This window comes from Nocardioides sp. (assembly GCF_024509035.1).
Taxonomy (GTDB): Bacteria; Actinomycetota; Actinomycetes; order Propionibacteriales; family Nocardioidaceae; genus Nocardioides.
In genome coordinates this window covers 1-23767 of sequence record NZ_JANINT010000272.1, presented here as the reverse complement: position 1 = coordinate 23767, position 23767 = coordinate 1, and the positions used below count along the sequence as shown (strand labels likewise).

Genomic DNA, 23767 nt, shown 5'->3' with positions numbered 1-23767 from the left:
CGGCGGAGGACGGGCTGGTCACGATCACCACCGACTACCCCGACTCGGTGCCGGTGCGGATGTTCGCCCGCGACGCCGCCGTGCGGCGCGACGTCACGGTCGCGTTCCTCGAGCGGGGCTGGCCGCACAACGAGGCGCTGCTGCGCGAGATGTTCGCGCTGCGCCACGAGCTGGCCACGCTCGTCGGCTACGCCGACTGGGCGTCGTACGACGCCGCGGTGAAGATGATCGGCGACGGACCGGAGATCCCGGCCTTCATCGACCGCATCGCCGCCGCCGCCGAGGAGCCGATGCGACGCGACCTCGCGCTGCTGCTGGAGCGTTACCGCCGCGACGTCCCCGGCGCGACGGCGATCGACACGGCCGACTCGCTGTACTACGAGGAGCTGGTGCGCCAGGAGCGCCATGACGTCGACGCCCAGCAGGTCCGCACCTTCTTCGACTTCGCGGCGGTCCGGCAGGGGCTGCTCGAGGTCACCGGACGGCTCTTCGGGCTCGAGTACCGCCCGGTCGACGTGCCGGTCTGGCACGAGGACGTGGCGGCGTACGACGTCGTGCGGGACGGGGCCGTCATCGGCCGGATCTACCTCGACCTGCACCCGCGGGAGGGCAAGTACAAGCACGCCGCGCAGTTCACGCTCGCCGACGGCCTCGCCGGTCGCCAGCTGCCCGAGGGCGCGCTGGTCTGCAACTTCTCGCGCGGGCTGATGGAGCACGACCACGTCGTGACGCTGTTCCACGAGTTCGGCCACCTCGTGCACCACGTGCTCGGCGGGCACGGGGAGTGGGCGCGGTTCTCCGGTGTGGCGACCGAGTGGGACTTCGTCGAGGCGCCCAGCCAGCTGCTCGAGGAGTGGGCCTGGGACGCCGACGTGCTGCGCACCTTCGCGGCCTCACCCGAGGGCGAGCCGATCCCGGCCGACCTGGTCGAGCGGATGCGCGCGGCCGACGAGTTCGGCAAGGGCTACCACGCCCGTACGCAGATGTTCTACGCCGCCATGTCCTACTGGTTCCACACCTCGCAGCCCGAGGACCTCACCGCCGCGATGCGCGACCTGCAGGCGCGCTACTCGCCGTTCCCCTACATCGAGGGCACCCACATGTTCGCCAGCTTCGGCCACCTCAGTGGCTACTCCTCGGCGTACTACACCTACATGTGGTCGCTGGTGATCGCGAAGGACCTGTTCTCGGCCTTCGACCCCGCGGACCTCTTCGACCCGGCCGTCGCCGGTCGCTACCGCGACCACGTCCTGGCCCCCGGCGGTTCGAAGGACGCCGCCGACCTGGTCGCCGACTTCCTCGGCCGTCCCTACACCTTCGACGCCTACGCCGCCTGGTTGGCGCGGTAGGGGTCGGTGTCGGGATCCCCGGCCCGCCGGGGATCCTCCTTGTCCGGTACGGCCCGTCGGCGTACGCTCACGATATATCGCGACATGATGGCGACAGGTCTACGACTGATCGTCGCGCGACCACCTACAGACGCAGACGGCGAAGGAGTCCTGGCATGGGACAGCGTGGCTACAGCCGGCAGTGGGCCGGCCATGTGGATCAGGAGTGGCACCAGCACGGCGGACGCCGCGGCGGGCCGTGGGGTGGCCCGTGGGGTGGGCCGGGCGGCTTCGGCCGGCCCGGGCACCCGGGACCGCCGCCGTGGGTGGCGGGGCTGTTCGGGCTCGCGCAGGGGGACCGGCAGCGCGGTCCGCGGGTCCGGCGCGGCGACGTGCGCACCGCGATCCTCGACGTCGTGCGCACCGCGCAGTGGAACGGCGAGACCGTCAACGGCTACCAGGTCATCCAGCAGATCGCCGAGCGCAGCAACGGCGCGTGGCGCCCGAGCCCCGGCTCGGTCTACCCGACGATCCAGCAGCTCGAGGACGAGGGCCTGATCGCCACCGACGACAGCGCCGGCCGGCGCAGCCTGCGGCTCACCGCGGAGGGCGAGGCCTACGTGGGCGAGCACGCCGACGAGCTGAGCGCGGTGTGGGCGCCGTTCGAGGACCCGCAGCGCGAGGACGAGGACGGGTACGCCGACCTCAAGCCCGAGATCGGCCAGGTCATGAGCGCGGTCTGGCAGATCGTCACCAGCGGCAGCGACCGGCAGCGCCGCGCCGCCGTCGCCATCCTCGTCGACACCCGGCGCCGGCTCTACGGCGTGCTGGCCGACGGCGACGTCGAGACCGAGGACGAGTCGTGACCGGTCGGGGTCCGGCCGGCTGGATGCCGGCCGGGTGGGGCTCCGGCGAGGACCAGCTGCGCATCGGCGACGCCGAGCGCGAGCAGGCCGCCGCGGCCCTGGGCGAGCACTACGCCCAGGGGCGGGTGACCACCGAGGAGCACGCCGAGCGTCTCGACCGCATCTGGGCGGCGCGCACCCGAGCCGACCTGCGACCGGTGTTCCGCGACCTGCCGGGCTGGTACGGACCGGCGGCCCCGATGCGCGCCGGCGCGGCGCGTCGCACGACGTACTGGGCCGGCGGCGTGGCACCGTTCCGCCGCGGGATCCCCTCGCCGCTCGTGGTCGTGCTGATGGTCCTGCTGGTGCTCACGGTGCTCACCCACCTGCCGCTGATCCTGGCCGGCGTCCTGGTCATGTTCTTCGTGCTGGGCCGCCACCGCAGACCGGCGCGCGCTCGTCACTGGTCCAGATGAGGACGTCAGACCAGTGTCGTAGACCACTGTCGTAGACCAGTTGTCTCCTTGCCGGGCTGTCGACCTAACCTGACGCGAACCGGGCTGGGGGGGCCGGAGGAACGCTCTCGGGAGAGACGTGCTCAACGCCCCATTTCCTGTCATAGCAAGGAGATCGTCATCATGACGGCTCAACACCGGTTCCGCATCGCGGCCGCCGTCGGAGCGCTCGTCGCCCCGCTGGCGTTGGTCGCCACTTCCGTCGCTCCCGCAGACGCCGCCGGCGCGAAGCACAAGCACGACGTGTACATCTACAAGGCCGAGAAGAACCTGAAGCTGAAGGGCGTCGGGACCGACACCGTCGGCGACACCACGATGCCGACCCTCAGCTGCAACAGCGGCGACGTCGTGCTCGACGGCATGTGGGTGGTCAAGCACGTCGACCAGTACCAGCCGCCGCAGGCAGACCCCGATGAGGACCCTGACTTCCCGAGCACGGACACGACGGGCGGCATCTACAACGATGAGCGTGATGTGCACGTGGTCGCGTCCTACCCCGACCAGGTCGACAGCCGGAAGTGGAACTTCCAGATCGAGAACCGCGCGTACGGCGACGCCCAGGTCAAGCTGTATGTCACCTGCATCCGCGGCTACACGGAGTACACCAACTCGCACCGGCACCAGGTCAAGGTCACCAACGCGACTCCGATCGCGACGTCCACGATCGACCACCCGAGCTGGCCGGGGAGCCGTAGCTACTACGAATGGGGCGGGGCCCCGTGTGCCTCGGCCGCGGGCGTCAACACCGAGTACTTCGTCGCCCCGGGCTTCAAGCTGGACAGCGCTGCTACCGACCACCGCCTCGTCGGCAGCTACCCGAAGTACGGCAGCAACGGCCTCGCGTGGACCTGGGAGTTCGGTGGGACCGGGCTGACCTCGGGCACGTTCTACGGCAAGTGCATCAGCCGCAAGGTGCTCAGCGGGGCTTCGCACGTGCATGCGCTCGGCATGGCCCACATGCCGAGCTCCAACCCGACGGCCGGACACCTCACCAGTATCCCCGCCGGTGACCCGTACGAGGTCCAGTACTCCTGTGACCAGGACAACGACAGCTGGTCCGGCTACAAGGCCGCGGTCGGATGGTTCTGGATGGGGAACTACTGGCAGCACAACTGGTTCCTCGGCATGGAGCCGCGACCGAAGACCCGCGCGTACTCCTTCTGGAACGGTGGAGCGGCGAGCGCGTCGGTCACGATCGGGACGCTCTGCATCAACAGCCGGACGGCCAACCCGATCTTCTAGCGGCCACCGACCTGCGCTCCACCGACTGACCCGAGCCCGTCCCGCGTCCGGGGCGGGCTCGGGCACGCCTGGAGTGCTCCCCGAGCCCCCCGCCGGGCGCGGCGTGCCTGACAGGAGCACGCCCGCCCGGCGAGGTCTCGCGACCCCGCCCCTCCAGCGCCCGCAGGTGTCGTCACCCGCCGATGTGGGAACGTGACCGGCGTCACGACTGTTCGTCCATCTCGGGAGGTTGTCATGACGTCGAGACGCCGCTGGATCCTGGTCGCCGCGCTGCTCGCGCCGGCGGTGGTGCTCCCGTTGTGGGTGCCGCTCTACGACCGGGAGGACCCGACGCTGCTCGGGTTCCCGTTCTACTACTGGTTCCAGTTCCTGCTGATCGTGGTCGCCGTGGCGCTCACGGTCCCGGCGTACGTGCTCGCCAAGGGCGTCGACCGCGCCGAGCGCGTGGCCCACGGCCTGCCGCCCCAACCGGACGGCACCGGAGCCCACCGCGACGAGAGCCGGCGGTGAGCGGGCGATGATCGACCACGTGGACGGCGTCGTCTTCGGCGTCTTCGTCTTCCTCTTCCTGGTCGTCACCGTGCTCGGCTTCGCCGCCGCCCGCTGGCGCCGCGCCCAGGACCTCGACAGCCTCGACGAGTGGGGGCTCGGCGGCCGCGGCTTCGGCACGTTCATCGCCTGGTTCCTCATCGGCGGCGACATCTACACCGCCTACACCTTCATCGCCGTGCCCGCGACGCTGTACGCCGGCAGCGCGGTCGGCTTCTTCGCCGTGCCCTACACGATCGTGGTCTACCCGCTGATCTTCGTCTTCCTGCCCCGCCTGTGGTCGGTGAGCCACCGGCACGGCTACGTCACCCCCGCCGACTTCGTGCAGGGTCGCTACGACAGCCGCCCGCTGGCGCTCGCGGTCGCGCTGACCGGCATCCTCGCGACGATGCCCTACATCGCGCTGCAGCTGGTGGGCATGCAGGTCGTGCTCGAGGTGATGGGCATCGGCACCGACAGCGACAACTGGCTGGTCAAGGACTTCCCGCTGCTGGTCGCGTTCGTGGTGCTGGCGGCCTACACCTACTCCAGCGGCCTGCGCGCGCCCGCCCTGATCGCGTTCGTCAAGGACACGCTCATCTACCTGGTGATCATCGTGGCGGTGATCTACCTGCCCTCGCAGCTGGGCGGCTGGGACCACGTGTTCAGCACCGCCAAGGACAGCTTCGCCACGTTCAACGCCGACAACGCCGACGCGATCGCAGCCGGTGACAAGGCGCCGCAGGCGATGATGCCGCCGGGCCCGGCCCAGTGGGCCTACGCCTCGCTCGCCCTCGGCTCGGCGCTGGCGCTGTTCATGTACCCGCACTCGGTGACCGGCGTGCTCTCCACGCGCAGCCGCTCGGTCATCCGGCGCAACGCCGCGCTGCTCCCGGCGTACTCCTTCCTGCTGGGCCTGCTGGCGCTGCTCGGCTTCGTCGCGATCGCCGCCGGCGTGAAGGTCGACAACCCGCAGCAGTCGGTACCCCAGCTCTTCGAGAACGAGTTCAGCCCGTGGTTCGCCGGCGTCGCGTTCGCCGCCATCGTGATCGGCGCCCTCGTGCCGGCCGCGATCATGTCGATCGCCGCGGCGAACCTGTGGACCCGCAACATCTATCGGGCCTTCATCAACCGCGACGCGACGCACGCCCAGGAGGCCCGGCAGAGCAAGATCGCCTCGCTGTTCGTGAAGTTCGGTGCGCTCGTCTTCGTGCTCGCCCTGTCCAAGTCGTTCGCGATCAACCTCCAGCTGCTCGGCGGCGTCTGGATCCTGCAGACCCTGCCCGCGATCGTCATCGGGCTCTACACCCGCTGGCTGCACCGGTGGGCGCTGTTCGCCGGCTGGGCGGTCGGCATGGCCTGGGGCACCTGGCTCGCGTACGGCGTCGCCTCGCCCCAGCAGGACCACTTCGGCGGCCCGCTGGTGAACTTCCCCGGCACCGAGACCAAGGTCTACATCGCCCTCATCGCGTTCCTGGCCAACCTGCTGGTCGCGGTCGTGCTCACCGTCGTGTTCCGCGCGATGCGCCTCGACGAGGGCGTCGACCAGACCCGGCCACAGGACTACCACGCGGACGCCGGCGACCCCGGCGTCGAGGCCGAGCTCGAGCCGCACGAGCACGTCCGCGCGTAGGGTCGGCCCGTGACGCCGTCCTTCGACCTCGACCAGGACCACCTCGACCTGCGCGCCTGGGTCCACGACTTCGCCGCCGATGTGGTCCGCCCCGCGGCCGCGGTGTGGGACGAGCGCGAGGAGTTCCCCTGGCCGGTCGTCGAGGAGGCCGCGAAGGTCGGCCTCTACTCGGTCGACTTCATCGTCACCCAGGCCCTCGACGAGACCGGGCTCGGCTTCCCGATCACCATGGAGGAGCTGTTCTGGGGCGACGCCGGCATCGGTCTCTCGATCGTCGGCACCTCCCTGGCCGCAGCCGGCGTCCGGGCGAACGGCACCGACGAGCAGGTCGCCGAGTGGGTGCCCGCGATGTACGGCACGCCGGGCGACCTCAAGCTCGGGGCGTTCTGCTCCTCCGAGCCCGACGCCGGCTCCGACGTCGGCGCGATGCGCACCCGCGCGACGTACGACGAGGCGACCGACGAGTGGGTGCTCAACGGCACCAAGACCTGGGCCACCAACGGCGGCATCGCCGACGTCCACGTGGTGACGGCGGTCGTCGACCCCGACCTGCGCACCCGCGGCCAGGCGAGCTTCGTCGTGCCACCCGGCACGAAGGGTCTCAGCCAGGGCCAGAAGTTCCACAAGCACGGCATCCGCGCCTCGCACACCGCCGAGGTCGTCCTCGACCAGGTGCGGGTCCCCGGACGCTGCCTCCTGGGTGGCAAGGAGAAGCTCGACGAGCGGATGGCGCGCGCCCGCGAGGGCGGCGGGGCGCGGGGCAACGCCAGCATGGCCACCTTCGAGCGCACCCGCCCCGCGGTCGGCGCCCAGGCGATCGGCATCGCCCGCGCCGCCTACGAGGTCGCGCTCGACTATGCGAAGACCCGCGAGCAGTTCGGCAAGCCGATCATCGAGAACCAGGCCATCGCGTTCACGCTCGCCGACATGGCCACCTCGATCGAGGCCTCCCGCCTGCTCGTGTGGCGAGCCGCGTGGATGGCCCGCCAGGGCAAGCGGTTCGAGCAGGCCGAGGGCTCGATGTCCAAGCTGTTCGCCGGTGAGACCGCTGTCCGGGTGACCGGCCAGTCCATGCAGATCCTCGGGGGCAACGGCTTCACCCGCGAGTACCCCGTCGAGCGGATGGCGCGCGACGCCAAGATCTACACGATCTTCGAGGGCACCTCCGAGATCCAGCGGCTGGTCATCGCGCGCACCGTCTCGGGGGCGCCGATCCGGTGACGGGCCCACCCCCACGACCGAGCAGGTCCCGCTTCCGCGGTGCGATCGCCGGCGTCGGCACCACCAGCGGGATCCGTGTCGTGGTCGGGCGCTGGGAGGAGTCGCCGTACGGCGCGTTCGCGGACGCGATGGTCGAGACAGCGACCGGGCACCGGGTGCTGCTCGCGCCGACGCAGCCGGTCGCCGACTTCGTGGCGTCGACCTACTCCTTCGACGAGGTGCGGATCGAGCCGGTCTCGGTGGACGGTTGGCGGCTCCGCTCGGCATCGCTCGAGCTCGACCTGACGCTCGGACGCCGCACGCCGCTGGGCCGGCTGCTGCGCGTCGTGCCCCGTCGGCTCGCCGAGAGTCCCGCGTGGTGCACCGTCACCGACCCGGTCGCGCGCGTGCTGCTGCGCGGCGTGCGCACCCGCGGCTCGGCCGGGAACGACCGGCGTGAGTGGTACGGCGCCACCGACGCCCACGAGGTGGTGGCGGCGAGCGGGGTCCTCGACGGCGTCGACCTCGGCCGCCTCGCGCCGGTCACCCCGCCGCCACGGTTCGGGTTCTCCTCCACCCCGCCGCGGCCGTCGGTCACGACGGTCGTGACCACCGTCGAGGGCTGATCCCCCGGCCGCGACGAGGTGGTCGAGACCACCTCGTCGCGGCGGCGAACCGTTCGGGCGCCTCGATGGCACAGTGAAGCGTGACCGTCGACCCCGCGCTCCGCAGCGACCGCGAGCTGCTCGCGGAGATCGCCGAGGGCGACCGCGGAGCTCTCCACGAGCTGTTCACGCGCCACCAGCCATGGCTCGCGGCGCGCGTGCGGCAGCGCTGCTCCGACCCGGCGATCGTCGCCGAGGTCGTCAACGACACGTTCCTGGTCGTCTGGGACAAGCCCCAGAAGTACGCCGGCCAGGGCGAGGTCGCCGCCTGGCTCTGGGGCATCGCGATCCGGACGCTGCTGCACCGGCTGCGCCCCCGCAAGTCGGTGCTCGAGCGGCTCGCCGGGCTGCGCCACGAGCACGAGCCGTCGGCCGAGGAGGCCGTGCTGCTCGCGGTCGAGCACTCCGACGTGGGTCGTGCGCTCGGACGGCTCTCGCCGGAGCTGATCGCGGTGGTGCAGGCGACGGTCATCGACGGCCTCAGCACCCGCGAGGCCGCCGCCCTGCTCGGCATCCCGAGCGGCACCGTCAAGAGCCGGATGAGTCGAGCCCGCACCGAGCTGAGGGAGGCACTCCTATGAGCACCCACCGCGAGCCGTGGCACGCCGCGGACGGCGACCTGGCGGCGTACCTCGCCGGCGACGGTCCCCCGGTCCTGAGCGCGTCGCTCGAGTCACACCTCACCTCCTGTGCCGCCTGCCGCGGTCGCCTCGCGTCGCTCGCCGACGACGCCGGGCGCGACGAGGCCTGGGCACGGCTCGCCGATGCGATCGACCGGCCCTCGCGCCGGTCCTGGCTGCTGCGCCCCGCGGTCGCGACCCCGGCCACGCTCCGCGCCGCCCTGGCCGCGGTCCTGCTCGTGGGGCTGGTGCCGCTGCTGACGGCGGCGCTCGTCGGTGACGCCGGCCTGGTGGCGCTGCTCGTCGCGGCGCCGCTGGCCCCGGTCGCCGCGGTCGCGCTCGCCTACCGCGACGTCTCGGACCCGAGCGGCGAGATCAGCCTCGCGACCCCGGCCGCCGGGCTCCGCCTGGTCGCCCTGCGCGCGCTGCTCGTCGCCGCCGTCGCCGTACCGGTCGCGCTGCTCGGGCTGCTCGCCGTGGACCTCGCCGTCGAGGACGTCCCGGTCCGGCTGGCGTTCGCCTGGTGCCTGCCCGGCCTCGCGCTCGCCGCCGTCACCCTGCTCGCAGGCACCACCCGCATCGACCCGCTGCACGTCGCGCTCGGCGCGGCCGGGGGCTGGGCCCTGCTGGTGCTCACCGCCGTGACCACCCGCCAGACCCTGCGGCCCGAGGCCTTCGCCGACGTCGTCGCCGCCCCGGCGACCCAGACGCTCGCGCTGGCGGTCGGCCTGGCCGCCGTGGTGCTCACCGTGGCGCGCCGCGACGCCGTCGTCTACCGGAGGACCGCATGATCGAGGCCGTCGAGCTCACCAAGGCCTTCGGCCGCACCCGCGCGGTCGACGGCGTCTCGCTGAGCGCCGGTCCCGGGGTGATCGGGCTGCTCGGACCCAACGGGGCCGGGAAGACCACCCTGCTCCGGATGGCCGCCACGGTGCTGGCCCCCGACGCGGGCCGGCTGCGGGTGCTGGGCCTGGACCCCGCGCGGCCCGACGAGCGCCTCGAGATCCGTCGCCGGCTCGGCTACCTGCCGCAGAGCCCGGGGCTCTACCCGGGTTTCACGCCCTACGACATGGTCGACTACGTCGCGATCCTCAAGGAGCACAGCGACCGCCGTGCCCGGCAGCAGGAGGTACGCCGGGTCCTGGCGGCGGTCGAGCTCGAGGACGTGATGCACCGCAAGATCCGCAGCCTGTCCGGCGGCAAGCGGCAGCGGGTCGCCCTGGCGACCGCGATGCTCGGCAACCCCGACCTGCTGGTGCTCGACGAGCCCGCCAACGGCCTGGACCCCGACCAGCGGCTGCGGCTGCGGTCGCTGCTGTCCCAGGCGCCGACCGTGCTGATGTCGACCCACAACATCTCGGAGGTCACGGCGCTGTGCCACCAGGTCGTGGTCGTCTTCGACGGGCGCGTGCGCTTCGCCGGCACGCCCGCCGACCTGGCCGGCCTGGCCGCCGGACGCGTCTGGGAGGACGACCGCCAGGACCCCGAGGCGATCCGCAGCTGGCTGACCGCCGCCGGGAGCTACCGCCACCTGGGCGACCCGCCGACGGGAGCGTCCGTCGTCGACCCGACGCTCGACGACGGCTACCTGCTCCTCGCGCGCGAGGAGCACACGGGATGAGCGCGGTGTGGTGGCCGACGGTGCGAGCGATCAGCTGGGCCCCGTTGGCCGGGGCAGTGGTGTGCCTGCTGGCCGTCACGGCCGTGCTGTCCCCCCTCGGCGCCCGCGGCTGGCCCGCGGGCCTGGTCGGCATCGGTGCGGCAGCGCTCGCCGGCGCCCAGGTGGCGGGGATGCGCGACCCGGCCGCGCCGTTGCTGGCCGCGGTGCCGACCTCGGCAGCCGTACGCCGGGGTCGCCGGCTCGTGCTGCTCGGCCCCACCGGCCTGGCGGTCTGGCTGGTGACGGCGGGCGGCCCGGTGCTCGGGCTGCTGGCGCTGCTGGCCTGCGGGCTCGCCACCGCGCTCTGGTGCGGCGTGGCCGCCGGCGCCGCCGTACCCCTGGCGTGGGCGGTGGTGGCCTGGTCGGCCGGTTGGGACTGGGAGGTCCACGCGGCGCTGGTGGGCGCTGCTGCTGGTGTCGTGATCGTGCTGGGGAGGAACCGATGAGCGCAGCGACGAGGGAGCTCGCCCGGCTCGAGGGCCGCCGGATGCTGCGACACCCCGCGCCCTGGGCGGGCCTGGCGCTGACCCTGCTGGTGGCCTGGGACGTCTGGGGTGAGGACTGGTCGGGCCAGCGCTACACCGGCCTGGTGGCGGCGCTGACGCCGCTGCTGCTCGGCGTCTCGGTCGCGAGCGTCTCGGCGTTCGGGCGCGAGCTCGTGCCGGTCGCCGAGGCCGCGCCGCTCGGGCCGTCCGAGCGCGCCCGCGCCCGGCTGGCCGGTGGGCTGCCCCTGGTCGCCCTGGTCGCGCTCGTGGTCGCCGCCGGGGCGGTCGGCCTGCGGCTGGTCGGCGGCGTGCCGCTCGGCGACGACCCGGGCCGCACCCTGCACGCCCACCACACCCCGCCCGAGCTGCTCCAGCCCGTGCTCCTCGCCGCCGTCGCCGTGGTCGTCGGGGCCGTGGCCGTCCGCGTCCTGCGGCACACGCTCGCGGCCGCGATCGTGCTCACCGTCCTCTGGTTCCTCGTCGGCGGGACGTACTGGCTCTTCGCCGGACCCGGGACGCGGTGGGTCGCCGTCGTGCAGGTGCAGCCGTTCTCCGTGGAGGTCGGCCCGATCCGGACCGACCCGAGCACGTTCCCGGCCGACTGGCTGCTCTCCGCTCCCGGCGAGTACCAGGACCACTGGGCGCGGCTGGTCGTCTCGCCCCTCGTCGCGCTGGCCCACGACGCCTACCTGCTCGGCCTGGTGCTGCTGCTCCTCGGCGTGGTGCTGGCGGGCGCCGCACGCCGGGCGCTCCTGCCCCTGGGGCTCGCCGTCGCGATCGGCGCGGTCGCGCTCCAGCACGTGGCAGCGCCGTACGACGACGGCGAGCGCGTCGAGGCGGCGGCTCCGCTCGGCATCGCGCCGGACGACGCCGACGCGACGCCGATCGTCGTGGACACCGACCTCGCCGGGGACGACCTCGCGGCGCTCGCGTTCCTGCTGCGCCGGACCGACGTCCGCGTCGAGGCGGTGACGATCGCCGGCACCGGGCTGGTCGGGTGCGACCCGGGGGTGGACCTGGTCGCGGACCTGGTGCTCGGTCTCGGCGCCGCGCCGCTCCCGGTCGCCTGCGGGCGGGAGGACGCGGCACGGCCGTGGCCGGAGGACTGGCGGCGGTTCGCCGTCGCCGGCAGCGGGATGGCTCGGCGGGACACGACGTTCACTCCGGCACCGGTCGCGGCGCCGGAGCTGATCGGCCGGCTGGCGGCCAGGCACGCCGGCCTGCGGGTGGTGGCGCTCGGACCGCTCACGAACCTCGGCGACCTGGCGGCCGACGACCCCGCGGCGTACGCCCGGATCGCGGACATCACCTCGATGGCCGGGGCGGTGGAGGTGCCGGACGTCGACGGCGTCGCCGAATGGAACGCCGCCGCCGACCCGGAGGCGTTCGCCACCGTGCTCGCGGGCCGCGTCCCGCTGACCGTGGTTCCCGACGACGCCATCCCCGCTGCCGTCCCGCCGGTCGCATGGCTGGTCCCGACCTACAGCCCGCCGAAGTGGTGGGACAGCGCGACCGCCGCCGCCTCCGTGGAGCCGGACCTGGTCACGGTCGAGCGAGGCAGCTGGACCGTGGACGGGTCCGGGCGGCTGCACCGCGACGGACCGGGGCCGGTGCGGGTCGCGACCGCGCTGGACCACGATCGTCTGGACGCGGCCTTCGAGGACGCCTTGGGCTAGAAGGCAAGCGGTCCCGCATACCTTCTAGAGACGGATCGCGCGGTTCACCCAGGTGGAGTGCACCCGCATCCCGACCTTCTCGTAGAGGCTGAGCGCGCCGGTGCGCGAGTCGGTGTCGAGGCCGGAGGACGTGGCGCCGTGGGCGGCGGCTGCGGCGAAGGCGTCGACCAGCATCGCCTGCGCGATCCCGCGGCCGCGCTGGTCGCGCCGCGTGGCCACCTTGTTGACGTAGCCCTCCTCGCCGCCCGCGATGAACACCTGGGTCACACCCACGACCGCGCCCTCGGGGTCGGTCACCACGCGCAGGTTCCACGGCTCGAAGCCGGGCCGGCCGACCACGGTCGCCAGCCAGTCGTCCAGCGGCATGCGATCGCGCTCCGACCACTCGAGGAACGCGTCCTCGACCACCGTCCAGCAGGCCTCGTGGTCGGCAGGGGTCGCCTCGCGGAGCGCGTAGCCCGCGGGCAGGTCGCGCGGCGGCACCTGGGCGTCGGCGGGCACCTTCAGCACCCAGCTCTCCCAGCGCACGTGGTAGCCGAGCGCCTCGAGCAGCCGGTCGCCCGGCGAGCCCTGGGGCACCGGCATGCCGATCACGCTCGACCCGGCCTCGCGGGCCTTGTCCTGCATCCAGCCGGCCAGCGCGGTCCCGATGCCGCGGCCCCGGTGGTCGGGGTGGACCGCGGCATCGCCGCGGTCGCCGCCCATCATCTCGGCGTAGGCGACCAGGCGGTCGCCCTCGAGGACGCCGACGGTGTTGGCCGACACGTCGTACGACGGGCGTCCCCAGTCGCCGAGGATGTCGGCCTCCTCGATCGACACCGTCCCGGTGTCGTGCTCCTCCTGGGCGGCCATCACCGCGGTCACCGCGGCGGCGTCGGAGATGGTCAGGGGGCGCTGGACGAGGCCGTCGGGGAGCGGGAGAGGTGCAGGCACGGGGGACATCGAAGCAGGAGACGCCGAACGGGGCCGCCGATTTTCCGGCGGCCCCGTTCGAGGCGGTGTCACTGGTCGAGACCAGTGAGGGTGAGGCTCAGGCGTTGCGGATCGCGGAGACGTCGAACTCGAGCTTGACCTTCTCCGAGACCAGGACGCCGCCGGTCTCGAGCGCGGCGTTCCAGGTGAGGCCCCAGTCCTTGCGGTTGATGGCGGTGCCGCCCTCGAAACCGATGCGCAGGTTGCCGAACGGGTCGCGCGCCGAGCCGGTGGGCTCGAAGGTGATGGTGACGGGCTTGGTCTCGCCCTTGATGCTCAGGTCGCCGGTGATGACCCAGTCGTCGCCGTCGCGCTCGACCTTGGTGGAGGAGAAGGTGATCTCCTTGTTGTTCTCGGCGTCGAAGAAGTCGGCGGAGCGCAGGTGGCCGTCACGGTCGGCGACGCCGGTGTCGATGCTGGCGGTCTGGATGGTCAGCTGGACGGTGGAGTTGCCAGGGTTGGCGGCGTCGACGTGGGCGGTGCCGGCGAAGTCCGTGAACTGGCCGCGGACGGTCGTGACCATCGCGTGCCGGGTGCTGAAGCCCAGGCGGGTGTGGGTCGGGTCGATCGTGTAGTCGCCGGAGATGTCCTCGACGGCGGCGGTCGGGGCGTCGAAGGTCTGCTCGGTCTTGCGGCTGAAGATGGACATGGGGGCTCCTCGGGGTGGTCTCAGTTGGTTGAACCTTTGATCACCTTAACCGGACTGCGGTCCGGTTCATTCCCGCCGGAGCGAAATTCTTCGCGAAATGGCCGCGGCCCGCCAGAGCTCTCTGGCGGGCCGGGCGGGAGCTGGATCAGGCGGCGTGCGGCGCGTGGACCGCGTGCACGGGCGTGCCGGTCTGGAGGGGTGCCGTCCACCGGGCTTCGAGGCGGGTGCGTCCCTGGGCGTCGATCACGGGCACCCAGGTCTGGACGAGGTTGCTGGTCATGCTGGTGTCGTTCATCGGATGCCTTTCGTTCACCTTCTGTTCACCTAGCGTAGCCCAGTTCCACCTGGGTGTCACGAAACCGGCCGATCCGGGGTCTCGTGCTCCACTTCCACCCCAGGTCGCGCGGCCAGGAGCCGCTCGTGCTCCACTTCGCAGGCCGGCGCGCGTCCGCGGCATCCGGTGGCACCCTGGCCCGGTCGGTCTTCGTACCCAATATCTGCCCGATTTCGGGCAGGAAGTTGTCAGTGGGTCGCCGATACGCGCACGATCGGTCTGTGAGCGAGTCGCCCGCGATCCCGGACCCCGAGCTCGTCGGCCGGATCGCCGCCAGCACCGGCCTGTCCGCGGCCGAGGCCGCGCGGGTGATCCAGGACGTGGTCGCCTTTCACGCGGAGCCGGTCGAGGACTACGTCCGGCGCCGGCACGCCCACCTCAAGACCTACGGCGCCCGCAACGACGAGATCTTCGCCCGGCTGATCGCCGAGCTCGCCGGTCGCGTCGTCGCGGCGCCCACCCTGAGCGAGCGCCAGCTGCGCCGCATCGTCTACGGATAGAAGAGGACACCCCACCATGTGCGGAATCGTCGGATACGTCGGTGCCCAGCAGGCAGCCCCGATCCTCGTCGAGGGACTGACCCGGCTCGAGCATCGCGGCTACGACTCGGCCGGCGTCGCGGTGCTCGCCAGCGGTGGCATCCGGGTCGCCAAGCGCGCCGGTCGGGTGCGCGACCTGGCCGAGGGCCTGCCCAAGCGCTTCGCCGGGAAGGTCGGCATCGGACACACCCGGTGGGCCACCCACGGCGCGGCGAACGACGTCAACGCCCACCCGCACACCGACGCGCCCGCGGGGCAGGCCCGCGTGGCCGTCGTGCACAACGGGATCATCGACAACGCTGCGGCCTTGCGCCACCGGCTGACCGAGCAGGGCGTCGAGCTGGTCAGCGACACCGACACCGAGGTGCTCGCGCACCTGATCGCGCTGTCGGGCGCCGACACCCTCGAGGGCAAGGTGAGCGAGGCGCTCGCCGCGATCGAGGGCACCTACGGCATCGCGGTCGTCCACGTCGACTTCCCCGACCGCATCGTCGCGGCACGCAACGGGAGCCCGTTGATCGTCGGCGTGGGGGAGCGGGAGATGTTCGTCGCCTCGGACCTGGCGGCCATCGTGCGGCACACCACCACCGTCGCCCTTCTCGACGACGGCGAGATCGCCAGCGTCACCGCCACCGGGTTCACGACCTACCGGCAGGACCTCACGTCGACCGCCAAGACGGCCACGGTCCTCGACGTCGACCCGGCGGCGTACGACGCCGGCGAGCACGAGTCGTTCATGAGCAAGGAGATGCACGAGCAGCCCGCTGCGGCCGAGCGGGCGCTGCGCGGGCGGCTCGACGAGCGGTTCGGCACCGCCCACCTGGGCGGGCTGAACATGGACGCCCGCGAGACCCGGGCGATCAGGCGGGTCAAGATCCTGGGCTGCGGGTCGGCCTACTACGTCGGGCAGATGGGTGCCGGCCTGGTCGAGGAGCTGGCGCGGATCCCGGCCGACGCCGAGGCGGCCAGCGAGTTCCGCTACCGCAACCCGATCATCGAGCCCGACACCCTCTACGTCGCCGTCAGCCAGTCCGGCGAGACCATCGACACCCTGCTCGCCGTCCAGGAGATCCGTCGCAAGGGCGGGCGCGTGGTCGGGCTGGTCAACGTGGTCGGCAGCGCGATCGCCCGCGAGTGCGACGGCGGCATCTACCTCCACGCCGGGCCGGAGGTCGCGGTCGCCTCGACCAAGGCCCTGACGAACATGTTCCTCGGCTTCGCCCTGCTCGCTCTCCAGCTCGGCCGGGTGCGCGACCTCTCGATCGCCGACGGGCGGCGCCTGATCGACGGCCTCAACCGGCTGCCCGCGCAGATCGAGGAGGTGCTCGCCCAGGAGGGCGCGCTGGCGGGACTGGCCGAGCGGCTCGCCGAGGCGGAGAGCCTGTTCTTCGTCGGACGGGTGCGCGGCTTCCCGGTCGCCCGCGAGGGGGCTCAGAAGTTCAAGGAGATCTCCTACCGGCACGCCGAGGCCTACCAGACCTCCGAGCTCAAGCACGGGCCGCTGGCGCTGATCTCCGAAGCCGTGCCGACGGTGGCGATCGTGCCGGCCGACGAGCTGACCGACCGCAACGTCGCCGCGCTGCACGAGATCGCCGCCCGGCGCGGTCCGCTGGTCGTCGTGACCCACGCCGACGTCGACCTGGGGGACCTCGAGGGCCGACCGGACGTCGAGCGCGTCGTCGTACCCCGCAACGAGCGCGAGCTGGACCCGATCCTCCTCACGGTCCCGCTCCAGCTGCTGGCCTACCACGCCGCCCTGCACCTGGGCCACGACATCGACAAGCCCCGCAACCTCGCGAAGTCCGTCACGGTGGAGTGAGCGGTGGTCCGGCGCCGAGCCGGGGTGACCCAGCCCACCGCGACGACGAATCAGCGCGTGGTCCGCGGACCCACTACCGTTGACGGGTGAGCACTGACGAGAACGACGACACGACCACCACCGAGGTGACGTTCGCCGACCTCGGGCTCAGCGAGCCCGTCCTCAAGGGCCTCGCCGACGTGGGCTACGAGACGCCCTCGGCGATCCAGGCCGCCACGATCCCGCCGCTGCTGGCCGGACGCGACGTCGTCGGCCTCGCCCAGACCGGCACCGGCAAGACCGCGGCGTTCGCGCTGCCGATCCTGTCCCGGCTCGACCTGTCGCAGAAGACCCCGCAGGCGCTGGTGCTGGCCCCGACCCGCGAGCTCGCGCTCCAGGTCTGCGAGGCCTTCGAGCGCTACGCCGCGCGGATCAAGGGCGTGCACGTGCTGCCCGTCTACGGCGGCCAGGCCTACGGCGTTCAGCTGAGCGCGCTGCGCCGCGGCGTGCACGTCGTGGTCGGCACCCCGGGCCGGATCATGGACCACCTCGAGAAGGGCACGCTCGACCTCACCGAGCTGCGCTTCCTGGTCCTCGACGAGGCCGACGAGATGCTCAACATGGGCTTCGCCGAGGACGTCGAGACGATCCTGGCCGACACCCCCGCGGACAAGAACGTTGCGCTGTTCTCGGCGACGATGCCCGCGCAGATCCGGCGGATCTCCAAGCAGTACCTCACCGACCCCGAAGAGATCACGGTCAAGAACAAGACCGCGACCGCGCCGAACATCACCCAGCGCTACCTGATGGTGTCCTACCCCCAGAAGGTCGACGCCCTCACGCGCATCCTCGAGGTCGAGAACTTCGAGGGCATGATCGTGTTCGTCCGTACCAAGAACGAGACCGAGACGCTCGCCGAGAAGCTGCGAGCGCGCGGGTTCTCGGCGATGGCGATCAACGGCGACGTCGCCCAGGCGCAGCGCGAGCGCACGGTCAACCAGCTCAAGTCCGGCAAGCTGGACATCCTGGTCGCCACCGACGTCGCCGCCCGCGGCCTGGACGTCGAGCGGATCAGTCACGTCGTCAACTACGACATCCCCACCGACACCGAGTCCTACGTCCACCGCATCGGGCGCACCGGCCGCGCCGGTCGCAGCGGCGATGCGATCTCCTTCGTCACGCCGCGCGAGCGCTACCTCCTCAAGCACATCGAGAAGGCCACCCGGCAGCCGCTGACCCAGATGCAGCTGCCCACGGCCGAGGACGTCAACGCCACCCGGCTGTCGCGGTTCGACGACGCGATCACCGAGGCGCTCGCCAACACCGCGCGCATCGAGCGCTTCCGCGACATCGTCTCCCACTACGTGCGCGAGCACGACGTGCCCGAGGTCGACGTCGCAGCTGCGCTCGCCGTCGTCGCCCAGGGCGAGACGCCGCTGCTGATCGACCCCACCGCGGAGAAGCCGGTGCGCGAGCCGCGCGAGGAGCGCGACCGCCCCGAGCGCTCGGCCAGCCGCGAGCGACGCACCGCGCGCTCGGACGTCGAGATGGCGTCGTACCGGATCAATGTGGGCAAGCGCCACAAGGTCGAGCCGCGCCAGATCGTCGGCGCGATCGCCAACGAGGGCGGCCTGCGCCGCGCCGACTTCGGCCACATCCAGATCCGGCCGGACTTCTCGCTCGTCGAGCTCCCCGCCGACCTCCCGGGCGAGGTCTGGGACGCCCTGCGCAACACCCGCATCTCCGGCAAGCTCATCGAGCTCCAGCGCGACTCGGGCGGCCCCCGCGCCGACGGCCCCCCGAGGAAGCCCCGCCACAAGAACCGTTGACTCGGGGACTCCGTCCTCGGTTCAAGGCCGCGGTCGAGGACATGGTCGGAGGCGGCTGGTAGAACCGACCCCATGCGTTCGGGTCGCCGCGTCTCCCCAGTCATCGCTGCGTTGCTGCTCGTGGGCACGGCCCTCTCCGGGTGCGACGCGGCCGAGAAGGTGACCGGTCCCGACCCCGACGAGGCGGCCGATGCCCTCGCGGACGCGTTCGTCGGGGGCGACTTCGGCGACGTCGCGTTCACGCAGGCATCGCCCGAGGAGGTGACGGCGGAGTACGCGAAGGTGATCGAGGGGATGGGGGAGACCACGCCGGCCGTCACGGTCGCCGAGACCGCCGACGACGGCGAGGACGCCGCGATCGCGACCCTGTCCTGGAGCTGGCCGGTGGCCGGCGAGGAGTGGTCCTACACGACCGAGGCGCCGTTGACGAAGGTCGACGACGCGTGGCAGGTCGACTGGTCGCGCGCGCTGGTCGAGCCCAGCCTCGGAGCGGGCACCGTGCTCGACATGACACCGATCGGTGGCGGTCGCGGCCCGATCATGGGCGCCGACGGGGTCGCGCTCGTGACCGCGCGGCCGGTCGTGCGCTTCGGCATCGACCGCTCGCAGGTGCCGGCCGGCCGGGCCGCCGGCTCCGCTCGCCGGCTGGCGCGGCTGGTGGACGTCGACGCGGCGCCGTACGCCAAGCAGGTCGCGGCCGCGGGTGACAAGGCGTTCGTCGAGGCGATCGTGTTCCGCAAGGACGACGTGCCGACGGCGGTCGCCCAGGGCTACGACGCGATCCCGGGCGCGCTCGCGGTGCCCGACGACATCCCGCTGGCGCCGACGCGCGAGTTCGCGGCGCCGATCCTCGGAACGGTCGGTCCCGTCACCGCCGAGATGGTGAAGAAGGACCCCGAGCGCTACCAGCCGGGCGACCAGGCCGGTCTGTCCGGCCTCCAGGCGCGCTACGACGAGCAGCTGCAGGGCACCGACGGCATGGTCGTCGACGCGGTCGCCTCCGACGGGCGCGAGCGCCAGCTGTTCCGCGTCGATGCCAAGCAGGGCACGCCCCTCGAGCTCACGCTCGACGAGCGGCTGCAACTGGCCGCCGAGCGCGAGCTGGCCGCGGTCGGGCCGGGCAGCGCACTCGTGGCGATCCGGCCGTCGACCGGCGCGATCCTCGCGGCCGCCAACGGCCCCGGCAACGACGGCCTCAACCTCGCGACGTACGGACAGCTGGAGCCGGGGTCGACGTTCAAGAGCGTGAGCGGCCTGGCGCTGCTGCGGGCGGGGCTGACGCCCGACACGGTGGTGCCGTGCACGCGGTCGATCGTCGTCGACGGCAAGCGGTTCGAGAACTACGACGACTACCCCAGCAGCGCGATCGGCAACGTGCCGCTGCGTACCGCCATCGCCAACTCGTGCAACACCGCGGTGATCTCCCAGCGGGGCAAGCTCGCCGACGGCGATCTCGCGGCGGCAGCGGCCTCGCTCGGCCTCGGCATCGACCACGACCTCGGCTTCCCGTCCTACTTCGGCAGCGTCGAGGCGCCCGCGTCGGAGACCGAGGCGGCCGCCGACCTGATCGGCCAGGGCAAGGTCCTCGCCTCACCGATGGCGATGGCGACCGTGATCGCCTCGGTGCAGGCCGGGCACACCGTCGTGCCGCGGCTGGTGAGGTCGGTCGACGTCTCGGTGCCCGACGACGCCCCGCCGCTCAAGCCGGGGGAGGTGGCCGCCCTGCGCTCGATGCTGCGTGCGGTCGTCACCTCCGGCAGCGGCACCGGCCTGCTCGACGTGCCCGGCCCGCCGGTGATCGCCAAGACCGGCACCGCCGAGTTCGAGCGCGACGGCAAGCTCCTCACCCACGCCTGGATGATCGCCGCCCAGGGCGACCTGGCCGTCGCCGTGTTCGTCGACGTCGGCTCGTCCGGCTCCGGCACGGCCGGCCCGATCCTCGAGGCGTTCCTGCGGGCCGCTCGCTAGATCGCCGTTGACCCGCCCGAAACTTTCGGGCGGGTCAACGGGAGCCGGCCCTCAGCCCTCCCGCGGCGTCACCGTGCGGGCGACCTCCTCGGGCATCGGCTCGTAGTGGGCGAACGTCCGGGTGAAGACGCCGGCGCCGTGGGTGGAGGAGCGCAGGTCGACCGAGTAGCGGACCAGCTCGGTCTGCGGGACCTCGGCCAGCACCTGGGTGCGGTCGTCACCGACCTTGTCGGTGCCGAGCAGCCGCGCCCGTCGCGCCGACAGGTCGCTCATCACGCCGCCGACGAGGTCGTCGGGGACGACCACGGTCACGGTGTCGTACGGCTCGAGCATCGTCACCGTCGTGGCCGCCGCAGCCTCGCGGAGCGCGAGCGCCCCGGCCATCTGGAAGGCCATGTCGGAGGAGTCGACCGCGTGCGCCTTGCCGTCGAGGAGCGTGACCCGCAGGTCCACGACGGGGTAGCCGTTGCGCACCCCGCGCTCCATCTGGGCGCGCACGCCCTTCTCGACGCTCGGGATGAACTGGCGGGGTACGGCGCCACCGACCACCTTGTCGACGAACTCGAACCCGCCGCCCTCGGGCAGCGGCTCGACCTCGATCTGGCACACGGCGTACTGTCCGTGCCCGCCGGACTGCTTCACGTGCCGGCCCAGCCCCGCGCCCTTGCCGGCGAACGTCTCGCGCAGCGACACGACGAACGGCACCTGGTCGACGTGCACGGCATACCGCTCGGTGAGCCGCTCGAGGGTGACCTCGGCGTGCGACTCGCCCATGCACCACAGCACCAGCTGGTGGGTCTCGGCGTTGTTCTCGATCCGCAGCGACGGGTCCTCGGCGGCCAGCCGCGACAGCGCCTGCGACAGCTTGTCCTCGTCGGCCTTGCTGCGCGCCACGATCGCGGTCGGCAGCAGCGGCTCGGGCATCGACCACGGCCGCAGCACCCGCGGCTGGTCGACCGCCGAGAGCGTGTCCCCGGTCTCGGCGCGCGAGAGCTTGCCGACGGCGCACAGGTCGCCCGCGACCACCCGCTCGGTGGGGAACTGGAGCTTGCCGAACGCGTGGCCCAGGTTGCCGATCCGCTCGTCCTCGTCGTGGTCGGCGTGGCCCGCGCCGTCGCCGAAGAACGACGTGAAGTGGCCCGAGACGTGGACGGTCTGGTCGGGCACGAGCGTTCCCGAGAACACCCGGACCAGGCTCAGCCGGCCGACGTACGGGTCGCTCGTCGTCTTGACGACCTCGGCGACCAGGGGGCCGTCGGGGTCGCAGGCGATCGCGTCGGCCGCGGCGCCCGAGGGCAGGAACACGTCGGGGGAGGGGTGCTCGGCCGGCGACGGGAACGCGCGGATCGCCAGGTCCAGCAGCTCGGCGCAGCCGACACCGGTCATCGAGCAGACGGGGACGACGGGGAAGAACGTGGCCCGCGCGACGGCGCGCTCCAGGTCCTCGACGAGGACCTTCTCGTCGATCTCCTCCCCGCCGACGTAGCGGTCCATGAGGGACTCGTCCTCGGACTCCTCGATCACGGCCTCGATCAGGTCGCCGCGCAGCCCGGTCGCCTCGGCCTCCTCGCTCGGCGGGAGGAGCCCGGTGAGACCGGTGACCTCGGCCCCGTCGCGGACCGGCACGTAGAGCGGCATCACCCGCTCGCCGAAGGCATCCTGGGCCTGGCGCAGCACGCCGTCGTAGTCGGCGCGCGCCTGGTCGAGCTTGGTGACGACGACCGCCCGCGGCATGCCGACGGCCGCGCACTCGCGCCACAGGGCGCGGGTGGAGTCGTCGACGCCGTCGTTGGCGGCGATCACGAACAGGGCGCAGTCGGCGGCCCGCAGACCGGCGCGGAGCTCACCGACGAAGTCGGCGTATCCCGGGGTGTCGACGAGGTTGACCTTCACGCCCTCGTGGACGAGCGGGGCGACGCTGAGGGAGTTCGTGCGCCCGTGGGCGTGCTCGGACTCCTCGTGGTCACAGACGGTGGTCCCGTCGCGGACGGAGCCGGCGCGGGGGATCGCGCCCGAGGCGGCGAGCAGGGTCTCCGCGAGGGTGGTCTTGCCGGAACCGGCTGGTCCCACCAGCACCACGTTGCGGATCCGGTCCGGGCTGCTCGCCGCCAGATCCTGTCCCGATGCTCTCCTGTTCGTGCCGCCCTTGTCTGCCATGACCACTCCTGGTGCCACGGGTCTCGCTGATGGGACCTCCGTCCTCCGACCAAACCCCTCATCGGTCCCAGGCACAAGGGCTGTTGGTCATGGTTTGCGTCGCCTACGCTGGGGGTTCCATGTCTCGGGTGGTGGGTCGTCTCACCCTGCTCTCGGAGGTGCGCGACCTCCTCGGGCGGGGCCGCGCTGTCGCCCTCCACGGCCCCAGTGGCATCGGCAAGAGCGCGCTGCTCGACGCGCTCGAGGACGACGTCCGTGACGAGGCGCGCAACGACGTCCGCACCGGTCCGGGACCGGCACCGCTGATCCTCCGCGCAGCCGGTACGCCGTCGGAGCGGTCGGTCCCGTTCACCGCGCTCCAGGACCTCCTCGACCAGGTGCCGGCCGAGCTCCGTGGCCCGGACCACGAGCCGCCCCGACCCCCGGCCGTTCGGCTGGCGGAGGGTCTCTCCACCGATGCGTTGAGGACGGTGCTGTGCGCGGAGTTCCGCTCGCTGCTCCACGAGCTCTCCGCGAGCCGGCCGGTGCTGCTGCTGCTCGACGACGCCCAGTGGCTCGATGCCGACTCGGCCTGCGTGATCGGCTACGGCCGGCGACGGCTCCCCGGCCGGGTCGGCCTGGTCGCGACCGTCGGCGCCGAGGAGGCCACGCTCGCCCTGCCCGACCTCGACCGCGTGGACGTGCCTCCGCTCGACGCCGGCGACACCATCGAGCTGCTCGGCCGCCACGGCCTGCCCGCCCACCTGGCCCAACGCGTCTACGCCGAGTCCGGCGGCCTGCCGTCGGTCGCACTCGCCCTGTGCGGCGCCATCGGCGCGCACCCGACGCTGCTCGGTCGGCCCACGCCGCTGCCCGCGACGATCGAGGCCGTCCTGCGAGCCCGCTTCCTCGGCCAGCCCGAGGAGGTCCGCGAGACCCTGGCGTGCGCGGCCCTGCTGCACCGGCCCACGGTGCGCCAGCTCGAGCGCGCCGGACGGATCGGCGCCGAGGACGACCTGCGCGAGGCCGCAACGGCCGGGCTGGTCGCCCGGCCCGGCGAGACGGTGCGGTTCACCCCGCCGGTGCTGCGCCGGGTGATCGCCGAGGCGACCCCCGCCGTACGCCGAGCCGAGCTGCACCGCGCG

At 72.7% G+C, this 23767-nt stretch carries 22 protein-coding genes; 18 read left to right on the top strand and 4 right to left on the bottom strand.

What is annotated here, in order from left to right; translation table 11 throughout:
- The 13 genes from Q0L15_RS18400 to Q0L15_RS18340 form a co-directional block, all read left to right on the top strand.
- Positions 1-1349: M3 family metallopeptidase (locus Q0L15_RS18400; protein WP_296605902.1), on the top strand; the 1349-nt coding region annotated here is incomplete at its 5' end.
- Positions 1350-1504: 155 nt separating this feature from the next.
- Positions 1505-2194, top strand: a complete 690-nt coding sequence (locus tag Q0L15_RS18395) for a PadR family transcriptional regulator (protein ID WP_296605900.1) — start codon at positions 1505-1507, stop codon at positions 2192-2194.
- A complete protein-coding gene (locus Q0L15_RS18390; RefSeq protein WP_296605899.1) occupies positions 2191-2649 on the top strand; it encodes a DUF1707 domain-containing protein in 459 nt (152 codons plus the stop codon). Before Q0L15_RS18395 ends, Q0L15_RS18390 begins: the two co-directional genes overlap by 4 nt.
- A 162-nt stretch (positions 2650-2811) precedes the next feature.
- Positions 2812-3930, top strand: coding sequence for a hypothetical protein (locus tag Q0L15_RS18385; protein ID WP_296605898.1), 1119 nt, complete (start codon positions 2812-2814; stop codon positions 3928-3930).
- A 234-nt stretch (positions 3931-4164) separates the two neighbouring features.
- Positions 4165-4440: a DUF3311 domain-containing protein gene (locus Q0L15_RS18380; protein ID WP_296605897.1), complete on the top strand. Its 276-nt coding sequence runs from the start codon at positions 4165-4167 to the stop codon at positions 4438-4440.
- A 7-nt stretch (positions 4441-4447) separates the two neighbouring features.
- Positions 4448-6091, top strand: a complete 1644-nt coding sequence (gene mctP, locus Q0L15_RS18375; RefSeq protein WP_296605896.1) for a monocarboxylate uptake permease MctP — start codon at positions 4448-4450, stop codon at positions 6089-6091.
- 9 nt (positions 6092-6100) lie between these two features.
- Positions 6101-7312 carry an acyl-CoA dehydrogenase family protein gene (locus Q0L15_RS18370; RefSeq protein WP_296605895.1) on the top strand — a complete coding sequence of 404 codons (1212 nt, stop codon included), beginning with the start codon at positions 6101-6103 and terminating at the stop codon, positions 7310-7312.
- A complete protein-coding gene (locus tag Q0L15_RS18365) occupies positions 7309-7917 on the top strand; it encodes a hypothetical protein (protein ID WP_296605894.1) in 609 nt (202 codons plus the stop codon). The genes Q0L15_RS18370 and Q0L15_RS18365 overlap by 4 nt, the downstream gene beginning before the upstream one ends.
- 80 nt (positions 7918-7997) lie before the next feature.
- Positions 7998-8537: an RNA polymerase sigma factor gene (locus Q0L15_RS18360; protein ID WP_296605893.1), complete on the top strand. Its 540-nt coding sequence runs from the start codon at positions 7998-8000 to the stop codon at positions 8535-8537.
- Positions 8534-9367, top strand: coding sequence for a hypothetical protein (locus Q0L15_RS18355; protein WP_296605892.1), 834 nt, complete (start codon positions 8534-8536; stop codon positions 9365-9367). The genes Q0L15_RS18360 and Q0L15_RS18355 overlap by 4 nt, the downstream gene beginning before the upstream one ends.
- On the top strand, positions 9364-10197 hold the full coding sequence (locus Q0L15_RS18350; RefSeq protein ID WP_296605891.1) for an ATP-binding cassette domain-containing protein: 834 nt from the start codon (positions 9364-9366) through the stop codon (positions 10195-10197). The genes Q0L15_RS18355 and Q0L15_RS18350 overlap by 4 nt, the downstream gene beginning before the upstream one ends.
- Positions 10194-10682, top strand: a complete 489-nt coding sequence (locus tag Q0L15_RS18345) for a hypothetical protein (RefSeq protein ID WP_296605890.1) — start codon at positions 10194-10196, stop codon at positions 10680-10682. The genes Q0L15_RS18350 and Q0L15_RS18345 overlap by 4 nt, the downstream gene beginning before the upstream one ends.
- Entirely contained in the window at positions 10679-12397 is a 1719-nt protein-coding gene (locus tag Q0L15_RS18340; protein ID WP_296605889.1) for a nucleoside hydrolase, read from the top strand. Before Q0L15_RS18345 ends, Q0L15_RS18340 begins: the two co-directional genes overlap by 4 nt.
- Positions 12398-12421: 24 nt before the next feature.
- Here the strand turns inward: Q0L15_RS18340 and Q0L15_RS18335 are convergent, their stop codons facing one another.
- The 3 genes from Q0L15_RS18335 to Q0L15_RS18325 form a co-directional block, all read right to left on the bottom strand.
- Positions 12422-13339 carry a GNAT family N-acetyltransferase gene (locus tag Q0L15_RS18335; RefSeq protein WP_296605888.1) on the bottom strand — a complete coding sequence of 306 codons (918 nt, stop codon included), beginning with the start codon at positions 13337-13339 and terminating at the stop codon, positions 12422-12424.
- A gap of 88 nt (positions 13340-13427) precedes the next feature.
- Positions 13428-14018, bottom strand: coding sequence for a YceI family protein (locus Q0L15_RS18330; protein WP_296605887.1), 591 nt, complete (start codon positions 14016-14018; stop codon positions 13428-13430).
- Between the two features lie 145 nt (positions 14019-14163).
- On the bottom strand, positions 14164-14313 hold the full coding sequence (locus tag Q0L15_RS18325) for a hypothetical protein (RefSeq protein WP_296605886.1): 150 nt from the start codon (positions 14311-14313) through the stop codon (positions 14164-14166).
- Between the two features lie 305 nt (positions 14314-14618).
- Here Q0L15_RS18325 and Q0L15_RS18320 point away from each other — a divergent pair, with 305 nt between their 5' ends.
- The 4 genes from Q0L15_RS18320 to Q0L15_RS18305 all read left to right on the top strand — a co-directional run bounded on the left by Q0L15_RS18320 (position 14619) and on the right by Q0L15_RS18305 (position 20486).
- Positions 14619-14852 (top strand): hypothetical protein, encoded by a 234-nt coding sequence (locus Q0L15_RS18320; RefSeq protein ID WP_366939601.1) that lies wholly within the window; start codon positions 14619-14621, stop codon positions 14850-14852.
- A gap of 16 nt (positions 14853-14868) precedes the next feature.
- Positions 14869-16710, top strand: a complete 1842-nt coding sequence (glmS, locus tag Q0L15_RS18315; protein WP_296605884.1) for a glutamine--fructose-6-phosphate transaminase (isomerizing) — start codon at positions 14869-14871, stop codon at positions 16708-16710.
- 86 nt (positions 16711-16796) lie between these two features.
- On the top strand, positions 16797-18518 hold the full coding sequence (locus Q0L15_RS18310) for a DEAD/DEAH box helicase (RefSeq protein WP_296605883.1): 1722 nt from the start codon (positions 16797-16799) through the stop codon (positions 18516-18518).
- A 72-nt stretch (positions 18519-18590) separates the two neighbouring features.
- On the top strand, positions 18591-20486 hold the full coding sequence (locus tag Q0L15_RS18305; protein WP_296605882.1) for a penicillin-binding transpeptidase domain-containing protein: 1896 nt from the start codon (positions 18591-18593) through the stop codon (positions 20484-20486).
- Between the two features lie 51 nt (positions 20487-20537).
- On the opposite strand, the gene Q0L15_RS18300 is transcribed toward Q0L15_RS18305, so the two are convergent.
- Positions 20538-22643, bottom strand: coding sequence for an elongation factor G-like protein EF-G2 (locus Q0L15_RS18300; protein ID WP_296605881.1), 2106 nt, complete (start codon positions 22641-22643; stop codon positions 20538-20540).
- 119 nt (positions 22644-22762) lie between these two features.
- Here Q0L15_RS18300 and Q0L15_RS18295 point away from each other — a divergent pair.
- Positions 22763-23767 (top strand): ATP-binding protein (locus Q0L15_RS18295; RefSeq protein WP_296605880.1); only part of this gene is annotated, 1005 nt, incomplete at its 3' end.

Bases quoted from the DNA above. Each gene is read 5' to 3' on its own strand.
- Q0L15_RS18395 (WP_296605900.1), top strand. From the start codon at position 1,505: ATGGGACAGCGTGGCTACAGCCGGCAGTGGGCCGGCCATGTGGATCAG.
- Q0L15_RS18385 (WP_296605898.1), top strand. From the start codon at position 2,812: ATGACGGCTCAACACCGGTTCCGCATCGCGGCCGCCGTCGGAGCGCTC.
- Q0L15_RS18380 (WP_296605897.1), top strand. From the start codon at position 4,165: ATGACGTCGAGACGCCGCTGGATCCTGGTCGCCGCGCTGCTCGCGCCG.
- mctP (WP_296605896.1), top strand. From the start codon at position 4,448: ATGATCGACCACGTGGACGGCGTCGTCTTCGGCGTCTTCGTCTTCCTC.
- Q0L15_RS18355 (WP_296605892.1), top strand. From the start codon at position 8,534: ATGAGCACCCACCGCGAGCCGTGGCACGCCGCGGACGGCGACCTGGCG.
- Q0L15_RS18350 (WP_296605891.1), top strand. From the start codon at position 9,364: ATGATCGAGGCCGTCGAGCTCACCAAGGCCTTCGGCCGCACCCGCGCG.
- Q0L15_RS18345 (WP_296605890.1), top strand. From the start codon at position 10,194: ATGAGCGCGGTGTGGTGGCCGACGGTGCGAGCGATCAGCTGGGCCCCG.
- Q0L15_RS18340 (WP_296605889.1), top strand. From the start codon at position 10,679: ATGAGCGCAGCGACGAGGGAGCTCGCCCGGCTCGAGGGCCGCCGGATG.
- Q0L15_RS18335 (WP_296605888.1), bottom strand. From the start codon at position 13,339: ATGTCCCCCGTGCCTGCACCTCTCCCGCTCCCCGACGGCCTCGTCCAG.
- Q0L15_RS18330 (WP_296605887.1), bottom strand. From the start codon at position 14,018: ATGTCCATCTTCAGCCGCAAGACCGAGCAGACCTTCGACGCCCCGACC.
- Q0L15_RS18325 (WP_296605886.1), bottom strand. From the start codon at position 14,313: ATGAACGACACCAGCATGACCAGCAACCTCGTCCAGACCTGGGTGCCC.
- glmS (WP_296605884.1), top strand. From the start codon at position 14,869: ATGTGCGGAATCGTCGGATACGTCGGTGCCCAGCAGGCAGCCCCGATC.
- Q0L15_RS18305 (WP_296605882.1), top strand. From the start codon at position 18,591: ATGCGTTCGGGTCGCCGCGTCTCCCCAGTCATCGCTGCGTTGCTGCTC.
- Q0L15_RS18300 (WP_296605881.1), bottom strand. From the start codon at position 22,643: ATGGCAGACAAGGGCGGCACGAACAGGAGAGCATCGGGACAGGATCTG.